General features: G+C 64.0%; 16 protein-coding genes and 1 other RNA gene. 13 read left to right on the top strand and 4 right to left on the bottom strand.

From position 1 onward, the window contains the following. Positions 1-192 precede the first annotated feature (192 nt). The 5 genes from petA to ACJJV2_RS13585 all read left to right on the top strand — a co-directional run bounded on the left by petA (position 193) and on the right by ACJJV2_RS13585 (position 4,451). Positions 193-789 carry a ubiquinol-cytochrome c reductase iron-sulfur subunit gene (gene petA, locus ACJJV2_RS13605; protein WP_043332520.1) on the top strand — a complete coding sequence of 199 codons (597 nt, stop codon included), beginning with the start codon at positions 193-195 and terminating at the stop codon, positions 787-789. Next, positions 789-2,051 carry a cytochrome bc complex cytochrome b subunit gene (locus tag ACJJV2_RS13600; protein WP_107335416.1) on the top strand — a complete coding sequence of 421 codons (1,263 nt, stop codon included), beginning with the start codon at positions 789-791 and terminating at the stop codon, positions 2,049-2,051. Before petA ends, ACJJV2_RS13600 begins: the two co-directional genes overlap by 1 nt. Positions 2,052-2,059: 8 nt before the next feature. Beyond that, the gene (locus ACJJV2_RS13595) at positions 2,060-2,860 is read left to right on the top strand and encodes a cytochrome c1 (RefSeq protein WP_405281674.1); all 801 of its coding nucleotides are present in this window, start codon (positions 2,060-2,062) and stop codon (positions 2,858-2,860) included. Positions 2,861-3,075: 215 nt separating this feature from the next. Further along, positions 3,076-3,702 (top strand): stringent starvation protein SspA, encoded by a 627-nt coding sequence (gene sspA / locus ACJJV2_RS13590; protein ID WP_043332516.1) that lies wholly within the window; start codon positions 3,076-3,078, stop codon positions 3,700-3,702. Positions 3,703-3,854: 152 nt separating this feature from the next. After that, positions 3,855-4,451 carry a ClpXP protease specificity-enhancing factor gene (locus ACJJV2_RS13585; protein WP_131431375.1) on the top strand — a complete coding sequence of 199 codons (597 nt, stop codon included), beginning with the start codon at positions 3,855-3,857 and terminating at the stop codon, positions 4,449-4,451. A gap of 202 nt (positions 4,452-4,653) precedes the next feature. Here ACJJV2_RS13585 and ACJJV2_RS13580 read toward each other — a convergent pair whose 3' ends face one another. Genes ACJJV2_RS13580 through ACJJV2_RS13565 form a run of 4 tightly spaced genes read right to left on the bottom strand, consistent with a single transcriptional unit; the run spans position 4,654 to position 8,189 of the window. Beyond that, entirely contained in the window at positions 4,654-5,232 is a 579-nt protein-coding gene (locus tag ACJJV2_RS13580; RefSeq protein WP_054555092.1) for a BON domain-containing protein, read from the bottom strand. A gap of 37 nt (positions 5,233-5,269) precedes the next feature. Next, the gene (locus tag ACJJV2_RS13575) at positions 5,270-5,863 is read right to left on the bottom strand and encodes a phosphoheptose isomerase (protein ID WP_043332512.1); all 594 of its coding nucleotides are present in this window, start codon (positions 5,861-5,863) and stop codon (positions 5,270-5,272) included. Between the two features lie 21 nt (positions 5,864-5,884). Beyond that, positions 5,885-6,286, bottom strand: coding sequence for a YraN family protein (locus ACJJV2_RS13570; RefSeq protein ID WP_248379495.1), 402 nt, complete (start codon positions 6,284-6,286; stop codon positions 5,885-5,887). 1 nt (position 6,287) lies between these two features. After that, a complete protein-coding gene (locus tag ACJJV2_RS13565; RefSeq protein WP_405281667.1) occupies positions 6,288-8,189 on the bottom strand; it encodes a penicillin-binding protein activator in 1,902 nt (633 codons plus the stop codon). A gap of 196 nt (positions 8,190-8,385) precedes the next feature. Between ACJJV2_RS13565 and rsmI the strand changes: the two genes are divergently transcribed. The 8 genes from rsmI (at position 8,386) to mraY (ending at position 17,569) form a co-directional block, all read left to right on the top strand. Next, on the top strand, positions 8,386-9,249 hold the full coding sequence (rsmI, locus tag ACJJV2_RS13560) for a 16S rRNA (cytidine(1402)-2'-O)-methyltransferase (protein ID WP_405281664.1): 864 nt from the start codon (positions 8,386-8,388) through the stop codon (positions 9,247-9,249). A gap of 102 nt (positions 9,250-9,351) precedes the next feature. Further along, positions 9,352-9,704, top strand: an RNA gene (rnpB, locus tag ACJJV2_RS13555) — RNase P RNA component class A. A 285-nt stretch (positions 9,705-9,989) separates the two neighbouring features. Then, positions 9,990-10,976, top strand: a complete 987-nt coding sequence (rsmH, locus tag ACJJV2_RS13550; RefSeq protein ID WP_288990396.1) for a 16S rRNA (cytosine(1402)-N(4))-methyltransferase RsmH — start codon at positions 9,990-9,992, stop codon at positions 10,974-10,976. 250 nt (positions 10,977-11,226) lie between these two features. After that, positions 11,227-11,547, top strand: a complete 321-nt coding sequence (gene ftsL / locus ACJJV2_RS13545; protein WP_043332508.1) for a cell division protein FtsL — start codon at positions 11,227-11,229, stop codon at positions 11,545-11,547. A 116-nt stretch (positions 11,548-11,663) separates the two neighbouring features. Then, positions 11,664-13,325 (top strand): penicillin-binding protein 2, encoded by a 1,662-nt coding sequence (locus tag ACJJV2_RS13540; protein ID WP_054555193.1) that lies wholly within the window; start codon positions 11,664-11,666, stop codon positions 13,323-13,325. Between the two features lie 105 nt (positions 13,326-13,430). Next, a complete protein-coding gene (locus ACJJV2_RS13535) occupies positions 13,431-15,029 on the top strand; it encodes a UDP-N-acetylmuramoyl-L-alanyl-D-glutamate--2,6-diaminopimelate ligase (protein WP_405281660.1) in 1,599 nt (532 codons plus the stop codon). Then, positions 15,026-16,477, top strand: coding sequence for a UDP-N-acetylmuramoyl-tripeptide--D-alanyl-D-alanine ligase (gene murF / locus ACJJV2_RS13530; protein ID WP_405281658.1), 1,452 nt, complete (start codon positions 15,026-15,028; stop codon positions 16,475-16,477). The genes ACJJV2_RS13535 and murF overlap by 4 nt, the downstream gene beginning before the upstream one ends. A 9-nt stretch (positions 16,478-16,486) precedes the next feature. Further along, positions 16,487-17,569 carry a phospho-N-acetylmuramoyl-pentapeptide-transferase gene (gene mraY, locus ACJJV2_RS13525; protein ID WP_043332504.1) on the top strand — a complete coding sequence of 361 codons (1,083 nt, stop codon included), beginning with the start codon at positions 16,487-16,489 and terminating at the stop codon, positions 17,567-17,569. The last annotated feature ends 6 nt before the right edge of the window (positions 17,570-17,575 follow it).

The following is a 17,575-nucleotide window of genomic DNA, read 5'->3' as shown; positions in this document are numbered from 1 at the left end:
GTCCAGTGCCCGCAAGGGTGCTGGACGTTTTTTTTGCGGTCTCGCTGCACGATTGACGAAAGCGGCTTTGGTCAAGGTGGCTTTCTTGAGTTGTGAGCGCTCTGTTCTTGCCCTTTAATACAAGCAAGCATCAAGTGCTCGGCAAGTGGATGGCCCAGCATCAAGCGGTAGTGTTTGGGAGATAACAATAAAATGTCAGATCAAGCTGTGAACCGAGGGCGACGCCGCTTCCTCGTCAGCGCAACCACCGTGGTCGGGGCGGTAGGGGTGGTCGGTATCGCAACGCCCTTCCTGGCGTCCTGGCAGCCAAGTGCGCGTGCCCGTGCGGCAGGCGCACCTGTCACGGCGGATATCTCGCGGCTGGCACCCGGCCAGCAGATGACCATCGAATGGCGCGGCAAACCGGTGTGGGTGGTGCGTCGCACCCCCGAGATGATCGCCGATATCCGCGCCATCCCCCCCGCAGAGCTGCAGGACCCCGAGTCACTGCGTCCCCAGCAGCCCCCTTATGTCGATGCCGTGCTGCGCTCCATCAAGCCGGAATATGTGGTGTTGGTGGGTATCTGCACGCACCTGGGCTGCTCGCCTGGCTATCGTCCCGAGATCGGCGCGGCGGATCTCGGTGCGGACTGGCCGGGCGGCTATCTGTGTGCCTGTCATGGGTCCAAGTTCGATCTCGCCGGGCGAGTCTTCACCGGGGTGCCGGCGCCTTCGAATCTGGAGGTGCCGCCGCATCGCTATGAGAGTGAGCAGGTGCTGGTGGTGGGTGTCGACGAGGAGGCTGCCTGATGGGGAATCCAAACCGTGCCAAGGCGCCGCGCGGCATCATGCGCTGGATCGATGATCGCCTGCCGGCCACCCAGTTTCTGCAGGACCATCTGACTGGCTACTACGCGCCGAAGAACTTCAACTTCTTCTACTTCTTCGGCTCGCTGGCCTTGCTGGTGCTGGTCAATCAGATATTGACCGGCATCTGGCTGACGATGAGCTATACGCCGAGTGCCGAGGAGGCCTTTGCCTCCATCGAGTACATCATGCGCGATGTGGAGTACGGCTGGCTGATCCGCTACATGCATTCCACCGGCGCCTCGGCCTTCTTTGTTGTCATCTATCTGCACATGTTCCGTGGCCTGCTGTATGGCTCCTACCGTGCGCCTCGCGAGCTGGTATGGATCTTCGGCATGTGCATCTATCTGGCGCTGATGGCCGAGGCCTTCATGGGCTATCTGCTGCCCTGGGGGCAGATGTCCTACTGGGGGGCGCAGGTGATCATCTCGCTGTTCACGGCGATTCCTGTCATCGGGGCAGACCTGGCGCAGATGATTCGTGGCGACTACCTGATCTCGGGAATCACCCTGAACCGCTTCTTTGCGCTGCATGTCATCGCCTTGCCACTGGTGATTGTCGGGCTGGTGGTGCTGCATCTGGTGGCGCTGCACGAGGTGGGCTCCAACAATCCCGATGGCATCGAGATCAAGGACCGGAAGGATGAGGCGGGGCAGCCGCTGGATGGCATTCCCTTCCATCCCTATTACACGGTGAAGGACCTCGTCGGCGTCGGTGTCTTCCTGTTCGTGTTCTGTGCGGTGATCTTCTACTTCCCCGAAGGCGGCGGCTATTTCCTGGAGACGCCGAACTTCGAGCCGGCCAATTCGCTCAAGACGCCCGAGCACATCGCGCCGGTGTGGTACTTCACGCCGTTCTACGCCATGTTGCGCGCGGTCAATTACCCGCTGTTCGGCGTGGATGCCAAGTTCTGGGGTGTGGTGGTCATGGGGCTGGCGATCGCCATCCTGTTCGTGCTGCCGTGGCTGGATCGCTCGGCGGTGCGCTCGATCCGCTACAAGGGCTGGCTGTCGCGTATCGCCATCGTCATCTTCGTGGTGAGTTTTGTGACGCTGGGCGTGCTGGGGGTGATGCCGCCCACGCAGGAGCGCACGATCATCGCGCAGCTGGCGACCGTGGCATATTTCGCCTTCTTCATACTGATGCCGCTGTATACGCGCTTCGAGACGACGCGAGCGGTGCCTGACAGGGTGACGGGCCGATGAGCGCGCTGATGGGTGGGTCAAGGGAGTGGTTCAAACGCGGGCTGGCAGCAGGGTTGCTGGCCGTAGTGAGCCTGATGGGGTCGGGCATGGTGAGCGCGGCGAGCAGCGCGGTGCCGCTGGAGACGATGGAGCCGGATCTGCACGATCAGTCCTCGCTGCAGCGAGGCATGCAGCTTTACACCAATTACTGCCTCGGCTGTCATAGCCTGCAGTATCAGCGTTACTCGCGTGCCGCAGAGGACCTGGGGATGCCCGAGGACCTGGTCGAGCAATATCTGATTCTCTCGCCAGCGCTCAAGATCAATGACACCATGCGCACGGGTATGCAGAAAGAAGACGCGGCCGGCTGGTTCGGCACGCCGCCACCGGATCTGTCGCTCGAGGCGCGTCTGCGCGGCACTGACTGGATCTACACCTATCTGAAGAGCTTCTATCGCGATGCGTCACGTCCGTGGGGCGTGAACAATGCGGTCTTCCCCCAGGTCGGCATGCCGCATGTGCTGGAGTCGCTGCAGGGCGTGCAGGAAAAAGTCTGTGGGCAGAGCGACCTGGCGGTAGCGGGGGCGGAGATCGATCCCGACACGGGGCGTTATGCCTCCTGTGATATCCTAGAGATCACCCAGCCTGGCAGCATGACGGCAGGGGAGTTTGATCAAGCGATGTGGGATCTGACCAATTTTCTGGCCTATGTCGGCGAGCCTTCGCGACTCAAGGCTGAGAGCATGGCCCCCAAGGTGTTAATATTCATTCTGATCTTTACCTTGCTGGCGTATCTTCTCAAGAAGGAATACTGGCGCGACATTCATTGATGGCCCCCGGGGCGGGGTCTCAGTGATAATGGCGAGCCGGCAGTGACGGGCGCGCGGCTGATCAGTCGCGCGCCCGCTTGCGTCGCCTCGAGGTGGCGCAGGCTGACCCTCTGGCAGGGCCCGTTGTGACAAGGGCAGGCCAGAGGAAACTTATCCCCGTTTGTCAGGCCAAAAGCTGACACGGGCATGTCTCGAACAGATGCGAGGACAGTTTCATGGGTGTTGTGGCCAAGCGTTCATCGATGACCTTCTACTCCGGTGGTGACGACCACTTCAGCCACCGTGTACGGATCGTGCTGGCCGAGAAGGGTGTGGCAGTCGATATCATTGATGTGGATGATGACAGCCGTCCGGCCGAACTGGCCGACCTGAACCCGTACAACAGTGTGCCGACGCTGCTGGATCGCGACCTGGTGCTCTACGAGTCCAAGGTCATGATGGAATATCTGGACGAGCGTTTCCCGCATCCGCCGCTGTTGCCGGTGTATCCGGTGGCGCGCGCCCAGAGCCGTCTGTGGATGCACCGCATCGAGCGCGAATGGGTGCCGATGATGGAAACCATCCAGACAGGCACCAAGAAGGAAGCCGACAAGGCGCGCAAGGAATTGCGTGAAAGCCTGATCGGCATTTCCCCGATCTTCGACGACATGCCGTTCTTCATGAGCGACGAGTTCTCGCTGGTGGACACCTGCATTGCCCCGATCCTGTGGCGCTTGCCGACACTGGGAATCGAGCTGCCGGAGAAGCAGGTCAAGCCGCTGCTGACCTACATGGAGCGGTTGTTCGGGCGTGATGCCTTCAAGGCGTCGCTGTCCGAGGCCGAGCGCGAGATGCGCATCTGATCCGTGCGTGATCTTTCGGTCACGCATTCGGGCTTTCGCCCTCGCTCATCAGTCTGTGGATGATGGATGTGAGCGATGTGCGGGGCGTTGGCCCGTTGGCGGAATGGACTTCGGTCGTCGCTGACACTCATTGCAGTTCAAGAGGTTCTCCCATGCTTTCCAGTCGCCCTTATCTGGCACGCGCACTCTACGAGTGGCTGCTGGATAACGACAATACGCCGTACATCGTGGTGGACGCCGAACAGGAAGGTGTCCAGGTTCCGCGTCAACACGTCCAGAACGGCCAGATCGTGCTCAATATCGCACCCGGTGCGGTGCGTGATCTGTTGATCGCCAATGAAGGGGTCAGCTTCAATGCCCGCTTCGGTGGTCAGCCGATGCACGTCAGCGTGCCGACGGCGGCCCTGGTCGCGCTGTATTCGCGTGAAAACGGTGTCGGTATGGTCTTCGGTCACGAGCCGGTGATGCCGGGTGCCGATGAGATGACATTCGGTGAAGCCGCGCCAGATGCCGAGCCGGCCGCCGCAGCGCGCCCGACGCTGGCCAGTGTCGGCAGTGCGCCCGTCGAGGAAGAGGTGCCTGCCTCGGAATCAGCGGATGCGTCCGTCGAGACAAGCTCAGGCGCTGATGCCGAAGCCGCCGATGAAGAGCAGGCGTCGGACTCGGCCAGCGACGAGCAGGGGGCTGATGACAATGATCAGCCCAAGCCGCCGCGCAAGGGGCGTCCTTCGCTGCGTGTGATCAAGTAATCACGTCGCAGGTGGGGGCGATGGATGAGGGTTGGCCATTGCCCGCCTGATGTCGCTCCTGTCATGAAAAATGCCCCGCAGGCTTCGGCCTGCGGGGCATTTTTCATTCTGGGCACTATTTAATCAGGGTACGTTTCGTTCAGGGCACTTTTCGTTCAGGGCGCTTTGTTGCATGTCAGGCATGCAAGGTGCGCCACCTCCATCAGTCGAGGTACTCGAAGACCTTGGCGATACGCTGGATGCCGCCGACTTCAGAGACCTTGCTGACGATCTGGTCGGCTTCGGCGCGGGTCACGATACCCATCAGGTAGACGCTGGCATTCTCGGTGAGTACCAGGATGCGACCGGAGTCGATGTTGGCATCCGCCGCCAGCGTGGCCTTGACGCGCGTGGTCAGCCAGGTGTCCTGCACGCGCTGGCTGGCCGGGGCATTGGCGCTGATTTCCAGCGCATTGTGCACCTGACGCACACGACGCACGTCCTTGGCGATGTCCGTGGCCTTCTGTTTCAGCTCGTCGCTGGCGACCTGGCCGGTCAGCAGCACCATGCCGTTGTAGGAGTTCACGTTGACGTGGGCATCATTGAAGCGGGCATCGGTCTTGCCGAGATTGACCTCGATCTTGGTCTCGATGCTCTCGTCTTCCACCTGGGCGCCCAGGGTGCGATCGCCATAGTCTTCGTCGATCGGGCCGCTGTTGGTCAGGTCGGCGACGGTGGTGCAGCCGGCTAGCGTCAGGAAGCCGGCGGTGGCCATGAGGGAAAGCAGATTCTTGGGCGTCATGCCGTTTTCTCCTGGTGAATGCCGTGGGGCGCGCGGATTACTCGTTGCTGCCGAACAGCTGATGATCAATCAGGTCGCACAGGCAGTGGATGGCCAGCAGATGGACTTCCTGGATGCGTGCCGTAGAGGTGGCGGGCACACGAATCTCGCAGTCTTCGCTGCCCAGCAGTGACGCCATGTCGCCACCGTCACGGCCGGTCAAGGCGACGACGCGCATGTCGCGGTCGTGAGCCGCCTGGATGGCCTGCACCACGTTGGCGGAGTTGCCGCTGGTGGAGATGGCGAGCAGGATGTCGCCGGGCTGACCCAGGGCGCGGATCTGCTTGGAGAACACCTCGTTGTAGCTGTAGTCGTTGGCGATGGACGTCAGCGTGGAGGTGTCGGTGGTCAGCGCGATGGCCGGCAGGCTCGGGCGCTCACGCTCGAAGCGGTTGAGCAGCTCGGAGGAGAAATGCTGGCTGTCGCCGGCGCTGCCGCCGTTGCCGCAGGCCAGGATCTTGCCGTCATTGACCAGGCTCTGGACCATCATCTGGCTGGCCGCTTCGATGAAGGGCGGCAGCACTTCGCTGGCGTAGGTCTTGGTGTCAATGCTGGCGTTGAAGTGGCCGAGAATACGCGATTGGAAATCCATGATGGCTCTTGGTCGTTGGCTTCAGAACGCTTCGAAGGCGTGGCGAATCCAGTGAATGGAACGAGGGGAGGTCCCCTCCACGCCTACCACGTCGAAGCGGCAGGAACATGATAGCCCGTGCTGGGCCAGATAAAAACGCGCGGCAGTGATCAGCCGGCGTTGCTTGGTATGGGTCACGCTTTCCAGCGCGCTGCCGAAGCGGGAGTTGGCCCGGTAGCGCACCTCGATGAAGACCAGGGTCTCGGCGTCACGCATGATCAGGTCGATCTCGCCGCCCTTGGCATGCTGGTTGCGCGTGACGGGGGTCAGGCCACGCGCTGCCAGCCATTGTTCTACCTCCGCCTCGATGACGGCGCCGCGCGCTCGGGCGCGACGCTGGGGAGGCGGGTGCGCCTTGCCAGAGGGCGAGTCGGCGCGTGCCATGTCAGGGCGTGTAGGCTTCGACGGTGCGGCTGTTGGCGCCTTTCAGTGGCGGACGCGGTACGCCACCTCTGAATTCAGCCCAGGGCAGCGTGCGCTCGATGCGGCCATCGTGGCGCGGGAAGAGGCTGCCGGTGGCGCCGAAGAGTTCGCCGCCCGCACCGGCCAGCATCAGCGGTACGCGCTGGGCCAGGCGATAGGCATCGACCCCCATGGCGTTGAGCTTGAGCATGCGCGGTGAGGCATCGGACAGAGCGCGGTAGGTGTCGACTTCCGGCAGGGACGCCTTGCCGCCGGAGGAGGCCTCCGGCACTTCCCAGGGAATGTCCACGAAGTCGACGCCATTGAGGTCGCCATCCTGATCGGGCTGCGGTGCGCCGTCATAGAGATGGGAGGTGCCGTAGATCGGCAGGTCGCCCGCATAGTAGAAGTCCAGCATCGGCGGCACCTGACGCGCATAGCTCGGCAGCGCCAGCAGGAAGATCATGTCGATGTTGCCGGAGTGGGCGCGGCCGTATTTGCTGCCGGATTTCTTGGCGGACTTCATGCGCGCCTGATCCTGGCTCGAGACCGACAGCAGGTCCTTGACGGCTGAGCTGACGGCGCCCTTGGGGTTGTAGCGCTCGACGGAGACGACATCGCCACCTTCCTGCTCGAAGCGGTCGCGGAAGGCGCTGTAGACGCGCTGGCCCCAGGCATTGTTGGGTACCAGTGCGGCGGCGCCACGATGGCCGTCGAGTGCGGCGCGCATGGCGACCTGGCGGGCTTCGTCCTCGGCGGACAGGCCGTACTGGAACAGGTTGTCGGCACGGTTGTTGTCATGGGTGCCGTAGTTGAGGGCCAGTGTCGGCAGCGGCAGGCTGTTCTGGGTCTCGAGCTGACTGACCAGCTTCTTGTCCAGCGGGCCGAGCACGACCTGGGCGCCATCCATGGTGGCACGGGCATACAGGGTCTTGAGGTCCGCGCTCGAGGTGTCATAGAAGCTCAGCTGCGGCGTGGCCTCGGCATTGTCGATGGCGCTGCGATGGCGCGCCTCGATGCCTTCACGGATGGCCTGGGCGATCCGCTTGAGCGAGCCGGACTCGGGCAGGAAGACGGCAATCTTGCGTACTTCCTGGCCGGAGAGCTCGCGCAGGTCGAGAATGCCCTGCGGCATCTGGCGTGCGGCGGGATGCTGCGGGTTGGCGTCCGACCAGTCGTTGATGGCGGAGAACATCTGGTCGATGTTGCCGCCGAAGCGACGCTGCAGGCGCAGCAGGTCCGTCCAGCCACTGGCGGTGGGGCTGGCACTGGCCAGCTCATTGAGCTGACTGGGCGAGAGGCGCGTGAGCTGCTCCCACAGGGTGTCGTTGATGCTCAGGTCATCGCTGTCGGCCTGCAGGGCGATCAGGGTCTGGGCGCTGGCCAGGGGTTCGCCGACCATGCCGAGTGCCAGGCCGCGACGCTTGCGCAGCGTGCGCTGGTCATCGCTGGACATCTGGATGCCGTCCTCGAGCACCGAGGTGGCCAGGATCGTGTTCCAGCCGTCCTGCTGCTCAAGCGCGATGCGCGACAGCAGCAGGGCCCATTGCACGCGTTCCTGCGGCTCGAGGCTTGTCGGGTCGATGTCGGATGCGATGGTGATCGCCTGCGCGTTGTCGCCGCTGCGTGCTAGGATGTCCGCAGCTTGCAGGCGCGTACTGGCCGCTTGCTGACCCTGTTGCTGCTCGGCCTGAGCGAGCAGGGCATCGGCCCCGGGGCCACTGGAAAGCGGTGACTGTCCGGCACACCCTGCCAGCAGCAGGGCGGAGGCGGCGAGGCCCGCCAGCGTGCGCAGGCCGGAACGTGAACGGCGCGCGGCCTCCTGCCGGATGGCTGACGAAGTGCCCAGCGTATTGGCTGATGCACGATTCCATGTCTGGCGCATGTACGACGGTCCCTTGGCTGATGGGCGATGTGGTCAGGACTGCATCGCCGCCTACTGTGATGAAGGGTGAAAGGCATCATGGCACTCGGTCGATCAGGGCCACGCATGCAGCGTCCTTCGGATGAAATGTCCCAAGGCAATCTGCCTGTGTCTGACGACCATTTCTACCATTGAGTTCAACGAGTCGAAGCATTGAATGTCCGAGTCTTCTGAAGGCGTATTGTACGTGGTCGCCACGCCGATTGGTAACCTCGATGATCTCAGTCCCCGCGCCGCGCGGGTGCTGGGAGAAGTGGACCTGATCGCAGCCGAGGATACCCGCCACAGCGCGCGGTTGCTGCGTCACCTGGGCCTGGAAGTGCCCATGATGTCCCTGCACGATCACAACGAACGTGGCCGTGTCGACCAGCTGTGTCAGGCGCTGGAGGCAGGCCGACGCGTCGCACTGGTCTCCGATGCCGGCACGCCGCTGATCTCCGACCCCGGCTTCATCGTCGTGCGCGCCCTGCGCGAGCGTGGCTTCAAGGTAGTGCCACTGCCGGGGCCGTGCGCGTTGATCACCGCCCTCAGCGCGGCGGGCCTGCCGACGGATCGCTTCACCTTCGAAGGCTTTCTGGCCCACAAGGGTGGCCCGCGTCAGGCGCGCCTTGCCGCGCTGCGCGACGATAGCGCCACCCATGTGCTGTACGAGTCTCCGCACCGCATCCAGGCGCTGCTCGGCGATATCCGCGATGTGCTGGGCGAGCGCCGGGTCGTGCTGGCCCGTGAGCTGACCAAGACCTTCGAGACCTTCCTCGATGGCACGGCAGCCGAGCTGCTGGCGCAGATGGACGCTGACAGTGATCAGACCCGCGGCGAGTTCGTGGTCATGATCGAAGGGGCGCCGGCACGTGACGGCGATGAGGCGGCCAGTGTCGAAGGCGACGCCCTGTTGCAGGTGCTGTTCGAGGAGGGTGTCGGCGTCAAGCAGATGGCCGCCATCGCCACGCGTCTGGTGGGCGGGCGCAAGAAAGCCTGGTATGCCAAGGCGCAAGCCATGAAGGACGCGGCAGAGGAATAAGCAAACCTCTGTCACGCCAGACTTTTTTGCCGCTGCCATTGTTCGGCCTGCGCGGGCTTCGTCTTGTGAAAGGCCCATGACACTGGTAGTCTTGCGCGCTTGGGAGACGGCCAGACAGTCGCCGCCAGCGCAAGCTGGGGGAGGAAAGTCCGGGCTCCATAGGGCAAGGTGCCAGATAACGTCTGGGCGGCGCGAGCCGACGGCAAGTGCAGCAGAGAGAAGACCGCCTACGTCAGCTTCGGCTGACCGGTAAGGGTGAAAGGGTGCGGTAAGAGCGCACCGCGCGGCTGGTAACAGTTCGCGGCGAGGTAAACCCCACCTGGAGCAAGACCAAATAGGCCCCCTATGCTGCTGCCCGCAGTGGGGGCGGGTTGGTTGCTTGAGCCCTGAAGTGATTCAGGGCCTAGATGAATGACTGTCCACGACAAGACCCGGCTTATCGGCCATCTCCCGCCTTATAACGTCAGTGTGCTGCCAGCCTTCGCGATGCGAGCGATGGCAGCACACCCTGAATTCGCATGACCGGCGCCGTCCGCTGCGTGTTTCGTGAATGACCATTGCAGTTGGATGGCAACGAACACGCTGCCGTGACAGGCGCCGGTTGTCGGTTATGGCACTTGAATTCGTGTTTCAGCCGCTTGCCTGCTGCACGCAGGCGCTGTCTCCGCTCTTATGCTGTCGGTGCCCTTTGCCACCGGCTTTCACTGCTCGCATCGCGTGCCAAGGTCCAGAGTTTCGTCATGTCCAAGCCCAGCGCTCCTTCCGTTACCGAGTCTGCCGATACCGAGTCCGTCGAAGTGGCTGATCGCTTCGCGCATGTCAGTGTCATGCTCGATGGCGCGGTCGATGGCCTGATTCAGGACACGGCCGGCGTCTACTTCGACGGCACCTTCGGTCGCGGTGGCCATTCGCGTCTGATCCTGTCGCGTCTGGCGCCCGAGGGGCGTCTGATCGCCTGTGATCGTGACCCCCAGGCGCTGGCGGAAGCTGCGACCATCGATGACGAGCGTTTCAGTATCCATGCCGGTGAATTCGCGCGTCTTGGCGAATATGCCGAGCGTGAGGGCGTGCAGGGTCAGCTGGATGGCATCCTGCTCGACATCGGCGTGTCATCCCCGCAGCTGGATGATGCCGAGCGTGGCTTCAGCTTCATGAATGATGGCCCGTTGGACATGCGCATGGACCCCACCAGTGGCGAGAGCGCCGCCGAGTGGCTGTCGCGCGCCAGCGCCGAGGACATGGCCTGGGTCTTCAAGACCTATGGCGAGGAGCGTTATGCCAAGCGTCTGGCGCGTGCCGTGGTGGAGCGTCGCGCCGAGCGACCCATCACGCGCACCGGCGACTTCGCCAGCCTGATCAAGGATGCCCACCCCAACTGGGAGAAGCACAAGCACCCGGCGACGCGTGTCTTCCAGGCGATCCGCATTCACATCAATGGTGAGCTGGATGAGCTGACCCGCGCGCTGGATGCCGGTCTCGAGGCGCTCAAGCCCGGCGGTCGTCTGGTCGTGATCAGCTTCCACTCGCTGGAAGACCGCATCGTCAAGCGCTTCATGCGTGACAAGGCGCGGGGGGATCAGGCGCCACGTGGCATGCCGATCCGCGAAGACCAGCTCAACAAGCGTCTCAAGCTGGTGGGTAAGGCGCAGAAGGCCTCGCAAAGCGAAGTCGATGCCAATGTCCGTTCGCGCAGTGCCGTGATGCGCATTGCCGAAAAGCTCAAATAGCGTCAGTGCTCCCTCTGGGGAATCGTGCCTCTTTCTGCGCCTGCCTACCGGCAGGCGCGCGCGCAAGTGGGCTGTGGTGAAAGGACGACACAAGTGTTGCCGTGCTGCAACTCTTAGCGGCTAACGCCACTTGCTGACATAATGCGCCGGGCGCTTCAAACAAGTGAGCGAACATCGCGCCTGCACGTTGGCAGTCTGCAAGGATATTCGTGATGCGGGGCATCACGTTCAGAGTGATTAGGGAGTCGGCATGGCGGGACGGAGACAGGATGGCTGGACGGGTAACTGGCCGATCAAGGTGCAGATGCGTTGGCGTCACCTGTGTTTCGCGGTGCTGATGCTCAGCCTGCTCGGCTCTGCCGCTGCTGTCGTGATCAGCTCCCACCTCTCGCGCGGCCAATATGCCCAGCTGCAGAAGCTGGAAGCGGCGCGCGATGATGCGCGTGCGCGCTGGGGGCGCCTGCTGCTGGAAGAAAGCGCCTGGTCGGCACCGGCGCGTATCGAAAGCATCAGCATCGAGCGACTCGAGATGCGCGTCCCGGATGTCCACGATGTCGAGGTCATTCGCTGATGGCCACGCGTCGCCCGCCTTCGTCTCGCCCGCGCAACCCGCGCAAAGCCGCCGGCGCTGAGACGCCCGCTCGTCCCAAGGCCGCAAGCGGTGCCCGCAAGAGCGCGCGCGCGGCCATGGGGCCAGCCCGCTATCGCATCATGCTCTTCATCGTGCTGGCCGGGCTTGTCGCTCTGGTCGGCCGCATCGGCTATCTCCAGCTCTTCGATCAGCAGTTCCTGCAGGATCAGGGCGACGCACGCACCCTGCGTGTCGACAGCATCAATGCTCACCGCGGCATGATCACCGACCGCACCGGTGAGCCGCTGGCGATCTCCACGCCGGTCATCACCCTGTGGGCCGACCCGCGCAAGGTGCCCGACGATCCCGTGCGGCTGTCATTGCTGGCGCGCGCGCTGGGTCAGAAGCCGGATGATCTGATCGCACGCGTCCGCCGCTATCGTGATGCCGGCAAGGGCTTCATGTACATCAAGCGCCAGATGACCCCGCCGCAGGCCCAGCCTGCCATCGACCTCGATATTCCGGGCGTCAGCCACAAGCAGGAATACAAGCGCTATTACCCCTCCGGAGAAGTCTCCGCCCAGTTGATCGGCGTGACCAACGTCGATGACAAGGGCCAGGAGGGGCTTGAGCTTGCCTACAATTCCTACCTTTCCGGTACGCCGGGCAAGCGACGTGTGCTCAAGGACCGCAAGGGGCGCCTGGTGCGTGATCTGCATCTGATCAGCGAAGCCAAGCCCGGTGGCGACCTGACCCTTTCCATCGACCTGCGTCTGCAATACATGGCCTACCGTGAGCTCAAGGCGGCCGTGGCGGAGCACCGCGCCGATGGCGGCACCCTGGTGATGATGGATGCGCGCACCGGTGAAGTGCTGGCGATGGTCAATCAGAAGTCCTATAACCCGAACAACCGCGCCGGGCTTGATCCCGCCGGGCTGCGCAACCGCGCGATCACCGATGCCTTCGAGCCCGGCTCGGTCATGAAGCCGCTGTCGATGAGCGCTGGCCTTGCCTCCAGCAAGTATCAGCCGGACTCGGTGATCGATACCACGCCGGGTTACATGCGGGTTGATCAGTTCACCATTCGTGACTTCCGCAACTACGGCAAGCTCGACATGGCCGGCATTCTCTATCACTCCTCGAATATCGGCATGAGCCGCATGGCGCTGAGTCTCGAGGATGATGCGGTGTGGAATCGCTACTATGAGCTGGGCCTCGGTCAGGCGCCGGGCACCGGCTTCCCGGGCGAGACGACCGGCGTGCTGCCGCCACCGACCAACTGGTCGCGCAGCAAGCGGGCCTCCATCTCCTACGGTTACGGTATCAGTGTCTCGGCGCTGCAGCTGGCCAGTGCCTACACCGCGCTCGCCAACGACGGCCGTCGTGTGCCGCCGTCGCTGCTCAAGGTCAAGACGCCGCCGGTGGGTGACCAGGTGATCTCATCGGACAACGCGCACGCCTTGCTCGGCATGATGGAGAAGATCGTGCAGCCCAACGGGCCTGCCAAGCGGGCGGTGGTCGAAGGCTATCGCATCGCCGGCAAGACGGGCACCGTGCGCAAGGTGACGGCCGGTGGCTATCAGAAGACCGCGTATCGTTCGTTGTTCGCGGGTGTGGCACCGGTGTCTGATCCGCGTATCGTGACCGTGGTGATGATCGAGAACCCCAAAGGGGAAGAATATTACGGCGGTCTGGTGGCGGCGCCCGTGTTCGGGCGCGTGGTGGGCAAGGCATTGCGCCTGCTGGATGTGCCGCCGGACAGCAAGGTCGGTGAGTAACGCTTTTCATGTGGCACGGTCGTCGGCCTCAGGCGGGCGACTGCGTCTTTTTTCTCATGTAGTGAATACGTTCCGGGACATCGGGAACAAGGAAGGTCTTCCGACATGACTTCACCGCACGATTCCAAGCGCCTGGGCGAGTTTCTGGCGCGCCCGTTGGCCACGGCGACAGACATGCTGGCAGCGTTGCTGGCGCTGTGGCCAGGCGCCCTCAATGACGATTGCCGTGCACGGCTTGCCGCGCGCGATGACTGGCACCTGACGATCGACAGTCGCAGTGCCGCGCAGGGCTCCCTCTTCATTGCCATTCCCGGCATCGCCAGCGATGGCCGCGACTATATCGCCGCGGCGCTTGAGGGCGGTGCCGAGCTGGTGCTGGCCGAAAGACCCGCCGACGGGGATGCACGTCTCGCGCTGCATTCAGACGATGCCAGAGTCGTCTGGCTCGAGAATCTGGGCGAGCAGCTCGGTGAGCTGGGCCGCCAGGCCTTCCGCGTGCCCGAGTCGCTGACGCTGGTCGGGGTCACGGGCACCAATGGCAAGTCTTCCGTCACCCATTACATCGCCGAGCTGGCCGAAGCGATGGGCACGCCCGCCGGCATGATCGGCACGCTCGGCATCGGGCGTCCCGGCGCGCTGGTCGCGGGCGAGCGCACCACGCCCGACGCCCTGGCCGTGCAGGCGGCGCTCAAGGGGCTGAGCCTGGCCGGTGCCGAGTTGATCGCGATGGAAGTCTCTTCCCATGCGCTCGATCAGGGGCGCGTCAATGGTTGCCGCTTCACCGTCGCGGGCTATACCAATCTTTCGCGGGACCACCTCGACTACCACGGCAGCATGGCGGCCTATGCGGCGGCCAAGGCGAAGCTGTTCAAGCGCCCCGAACTCAAGCTTGCGGTGCTCAATGCCGATGATGCGCTGGCGCGTCTGATGCTGGCCGGCATGCAGCGCGGCGTGCGCGTGCTGGCGATGGGGCGTGATGATGTCGCGACCCTGCGCGTGCTGGATGTCTTCCCCGAGCCGCTGGGCCAGGTTGCCGTGATCGCGACGCCGGATGGCGAGCGCGAGCTGGGCCTCAATCTGATGGGGCGCTTCAATCTCGACAACGCCTTGCTGGCAATGCTGATCCTGCATGGCCTCGACTATTCGTTCGAGGGGCTGTTTGCCGCCGCGCCGCGTCTGACGCCGGTACCGGGTCGCATGCAGCGCCTGAGCCGTGATGGCGCGCCGGTGGTGGTGGTTGACTACGCCCACACGCCGGAGGCCGTCGAGACGGCACTGACCGCGCTGCGCGCCCACCTGCCGGCGCGGGATGATGCGCGGCTGTGGTGTGTGCTCGGCTGTGGCGGCGATCGCGACAGCGGCAAGCGCCCGCTGATGGCCACGGCCGCCGAACAGGGCGCCGACCGTGTCGTGATCACCGATGACAATCCGCGTAGCGAGGATGCCGCCGCCATCCGTCAGCAGATGATGACCGGCATCCATGCCCGCGAGCGCGTGCTGGATATCGCCGAGCGTGGCGAAGCCATTGCCCAGGTCATCCGCGATGCCGGCGAGCATGATGTCATCCTGATCGCCGGCAAGGGGCACGAGGACTATCAGGAGATCGACGGTCAGCGACTACCGTTTTCCGATGTAGCCCATGCGGTCGCGGCGCTGGAGCGTCGTGAGCTCTCGATGCTGGAAGGTCAGGAGCGTGACGCATGAGTGCGCCTGAACAGCCCGTCGGTCTGAGTACCTTCGAGGAAGTGGCCGCGGTGCTCGGGGCGCAGTTGCCACAGGCATTGCGCGATCAAGCGCTGGGCGCCATCGAGACGGACACCCGCAAGCTTGGCGAGCAGGTCGCACCGCTGTTCGTGGCGCTGAAGGGTGAGCGCTTCGATGCCCATGACTTCCTCGCCCAGGCTCGTGCCAATGGCGCCGTCGCGGCGCTGGTCGAGCGGGCAGTGGATGATCCGCTGCCGCAGATCGTCGTCGCGGATACCCGCCTGGCCTTCGGGCTGCTGGCGTCAGCGCGTCGCCGTGCCTGGGGGAAGCCGCTGATCGCGGTGACCGGCAACAGCGGCAAGACCAGCGTCAAGGGCCTGGTGCATGCCATCCTTGTGCGGGATGCCGCGCGTTTCGAGGCCGAAAGCCTCGCCAATCATGGCAATCTCAACAACGATTTCGGCCTGCCGATGACGTTGCTGCGCTTGAGCAACGCCCACCAGCACGGCGTGGTCGAGCTGGGCGCCAATCATCTCGGCGAGATCGCCTGGACGACGGCCCTGGCGCGCCCGCAAGTGGCGGTGATCACCAATGTCACCGGCGCCCATGTCGGCGAATTCGGCGGCATGGGGCAGATCGCCCAGGCCAAGGGCGAGATTCTGGCGGGCTTGAGCCCGTTGGGAGGGCGGCGTCCGGTCGCGGTGCTCAACCGTGATGACGCCTACTTCTCGCTATGGCAGGCGCTGGCCGCAACCGGCCAGGCGGTCGATGTCATCGACTTCAGCGTTGCGGATGGCAGCGTGGATAGCGGTGATCGCCCGGCACGCCTGCAGGCGCGTGAGCTAGGCGCGGATGAACTCGGGCGTTATGCTTTCGAACTGACGTTTGATGGCCGCTCGCTCGGTCGTGTCCAGCTGGCGTTGCTGGGGCGTCACAACGTGGCCAATGCGCTGGCGGCTGCCGCGGCGTGCCTGGCACTGGGCATCGACAGTGATCTGGTGATCGCCGGGCTCGAGAGCGCCGAGAGCGTGCCCGGCAGGCTGGGCATCGTGGCAGGCATCAACGGTTCGCGTCTACTGGATGACAGCTACAACGCCAACCCCGGTGCCATGCTGGCGGCGCTGGATCTGCTGGCGACACTGCCTGCGCCGCGCTGGTGCCTGATGGGCGCCATGGGCGAACTCGGATCAGACGCCGAACGTCTGCATGCCGAGGTGGGCGATTACGCCCGCAAGCTGGGCATAGATTTCATTGCCACCTGCGGCGAGGGCGCTCAGGCGACTGCCGAGGCCTTCGGGGCCGGTGGCAAGCACTTTATCGAGCGGGCAGAGCTGGAAGCTTACGCCCGTAACCATCTACCCACCGGGGCCAGTGTTCTGGTCAAGGGGTCTCGCAGCGCTGGCATGGAGAATGTCGTTGCCGCGCTCAAGGTCGACGCATCAAGGTGAATGTGAGTCATGCTGCTGCTGCTTGCTGAGTTTCTGGCCCAATTCAATGGCGCCTTTACGGTTTTCAATTATCTGACCCTGCGCGTGGTATTGGCCACGTTGACGGCACTGTTGCTGTGTCTGTGGCTGGGTCCCTGGGTCATACGCAAGCTCGTCGATGGCCAGATCGGCCAGGCCGTGCGCGACGATGGCCCCAAGTCTCACCTTTCCAAGGCCGGCACTCCGACCATGGGCGGCGTGATGATCCTGCTGTCGATGGCCGTCTCCACCTTGCTGTGGGGCGATCTGACCAACCTGTATGTCTGGGTGGTGCTGGCCGTCACGCTGGGCTTCGGCGCCGTCGGCTGGGTCGATGACTACCGCAAGGTGGTGGAGAAGAATCCGCGTGGCCTGCCGGCACGCTGGAAGTACTTCTGGCAGTCGGTGGTGGGCATCGGCGCCGCCGTGGTGCTGTACCTGACGGCGAGCACGCCGGCCGAGACGGGCCTGCTGGTGCCGTTCTTCAAGGACGTCGTCATCCCGCTGGGCGTGTTCTACATGGTGCTGACCTACTTCGTGATCGTCGGCAGCTCCAATGCGGTCAACCTGACCGATGGCCTCGATGGTCTGGCGATCATGCCGACCGTGCTGGTCGCCATGGGCCTGGCCATCTTCGCCTACGCCTCTGGCAACCTGAAGTTCGCCGAGTATCTGCACATTCCGTTCATCGCCGGTTCCGGTGAGCTGGCCGTGTTCTGCGCCACCATCGCGGGTGCCGGCCTCGGTTTCCTGTGGTTCAACACCTATCCCGCCCAGGTCTTCATGGGCGATGTGGGCGCGCTGGCACTCGGCGCGGCACTGGGGGTCGTGGCGGTCATCGTGCGTCAGGAAATCGTGCTGTTCATCATGGGTGGCGTCTTCGTGATGGAAACCGTCTCGGTGATCCTGCAGGTTGGCTCCTACAAGCTGACCGGGCGACGCATCTTCCGCATGGCGCCGCTGCATCACCACTTCGAGCTGAAAGGCTGGCCGGAGCCGCGCGTCATCGTGCGCTTCTGGATCATCACCGTCGTGCTGGTGCTGCTTGGCCTGGCCACACTCAAGGTTCGCTGAGGACGC

It is taken from the genome of Cobetia sp. Ld8, assembly GCF_045066615.1.
GTDB lineage: Bacteria > Pseudomonadota > Gammaproteobacteria > Pseudomonadales > Halomonadaceae > Cobetia > Cobetia amphilecti.
The sequence above is the reverse complement of the archived record's forward strand: the minus strand, read 5'-3'. Positions and strand labels throughout refer to the sequence as shown.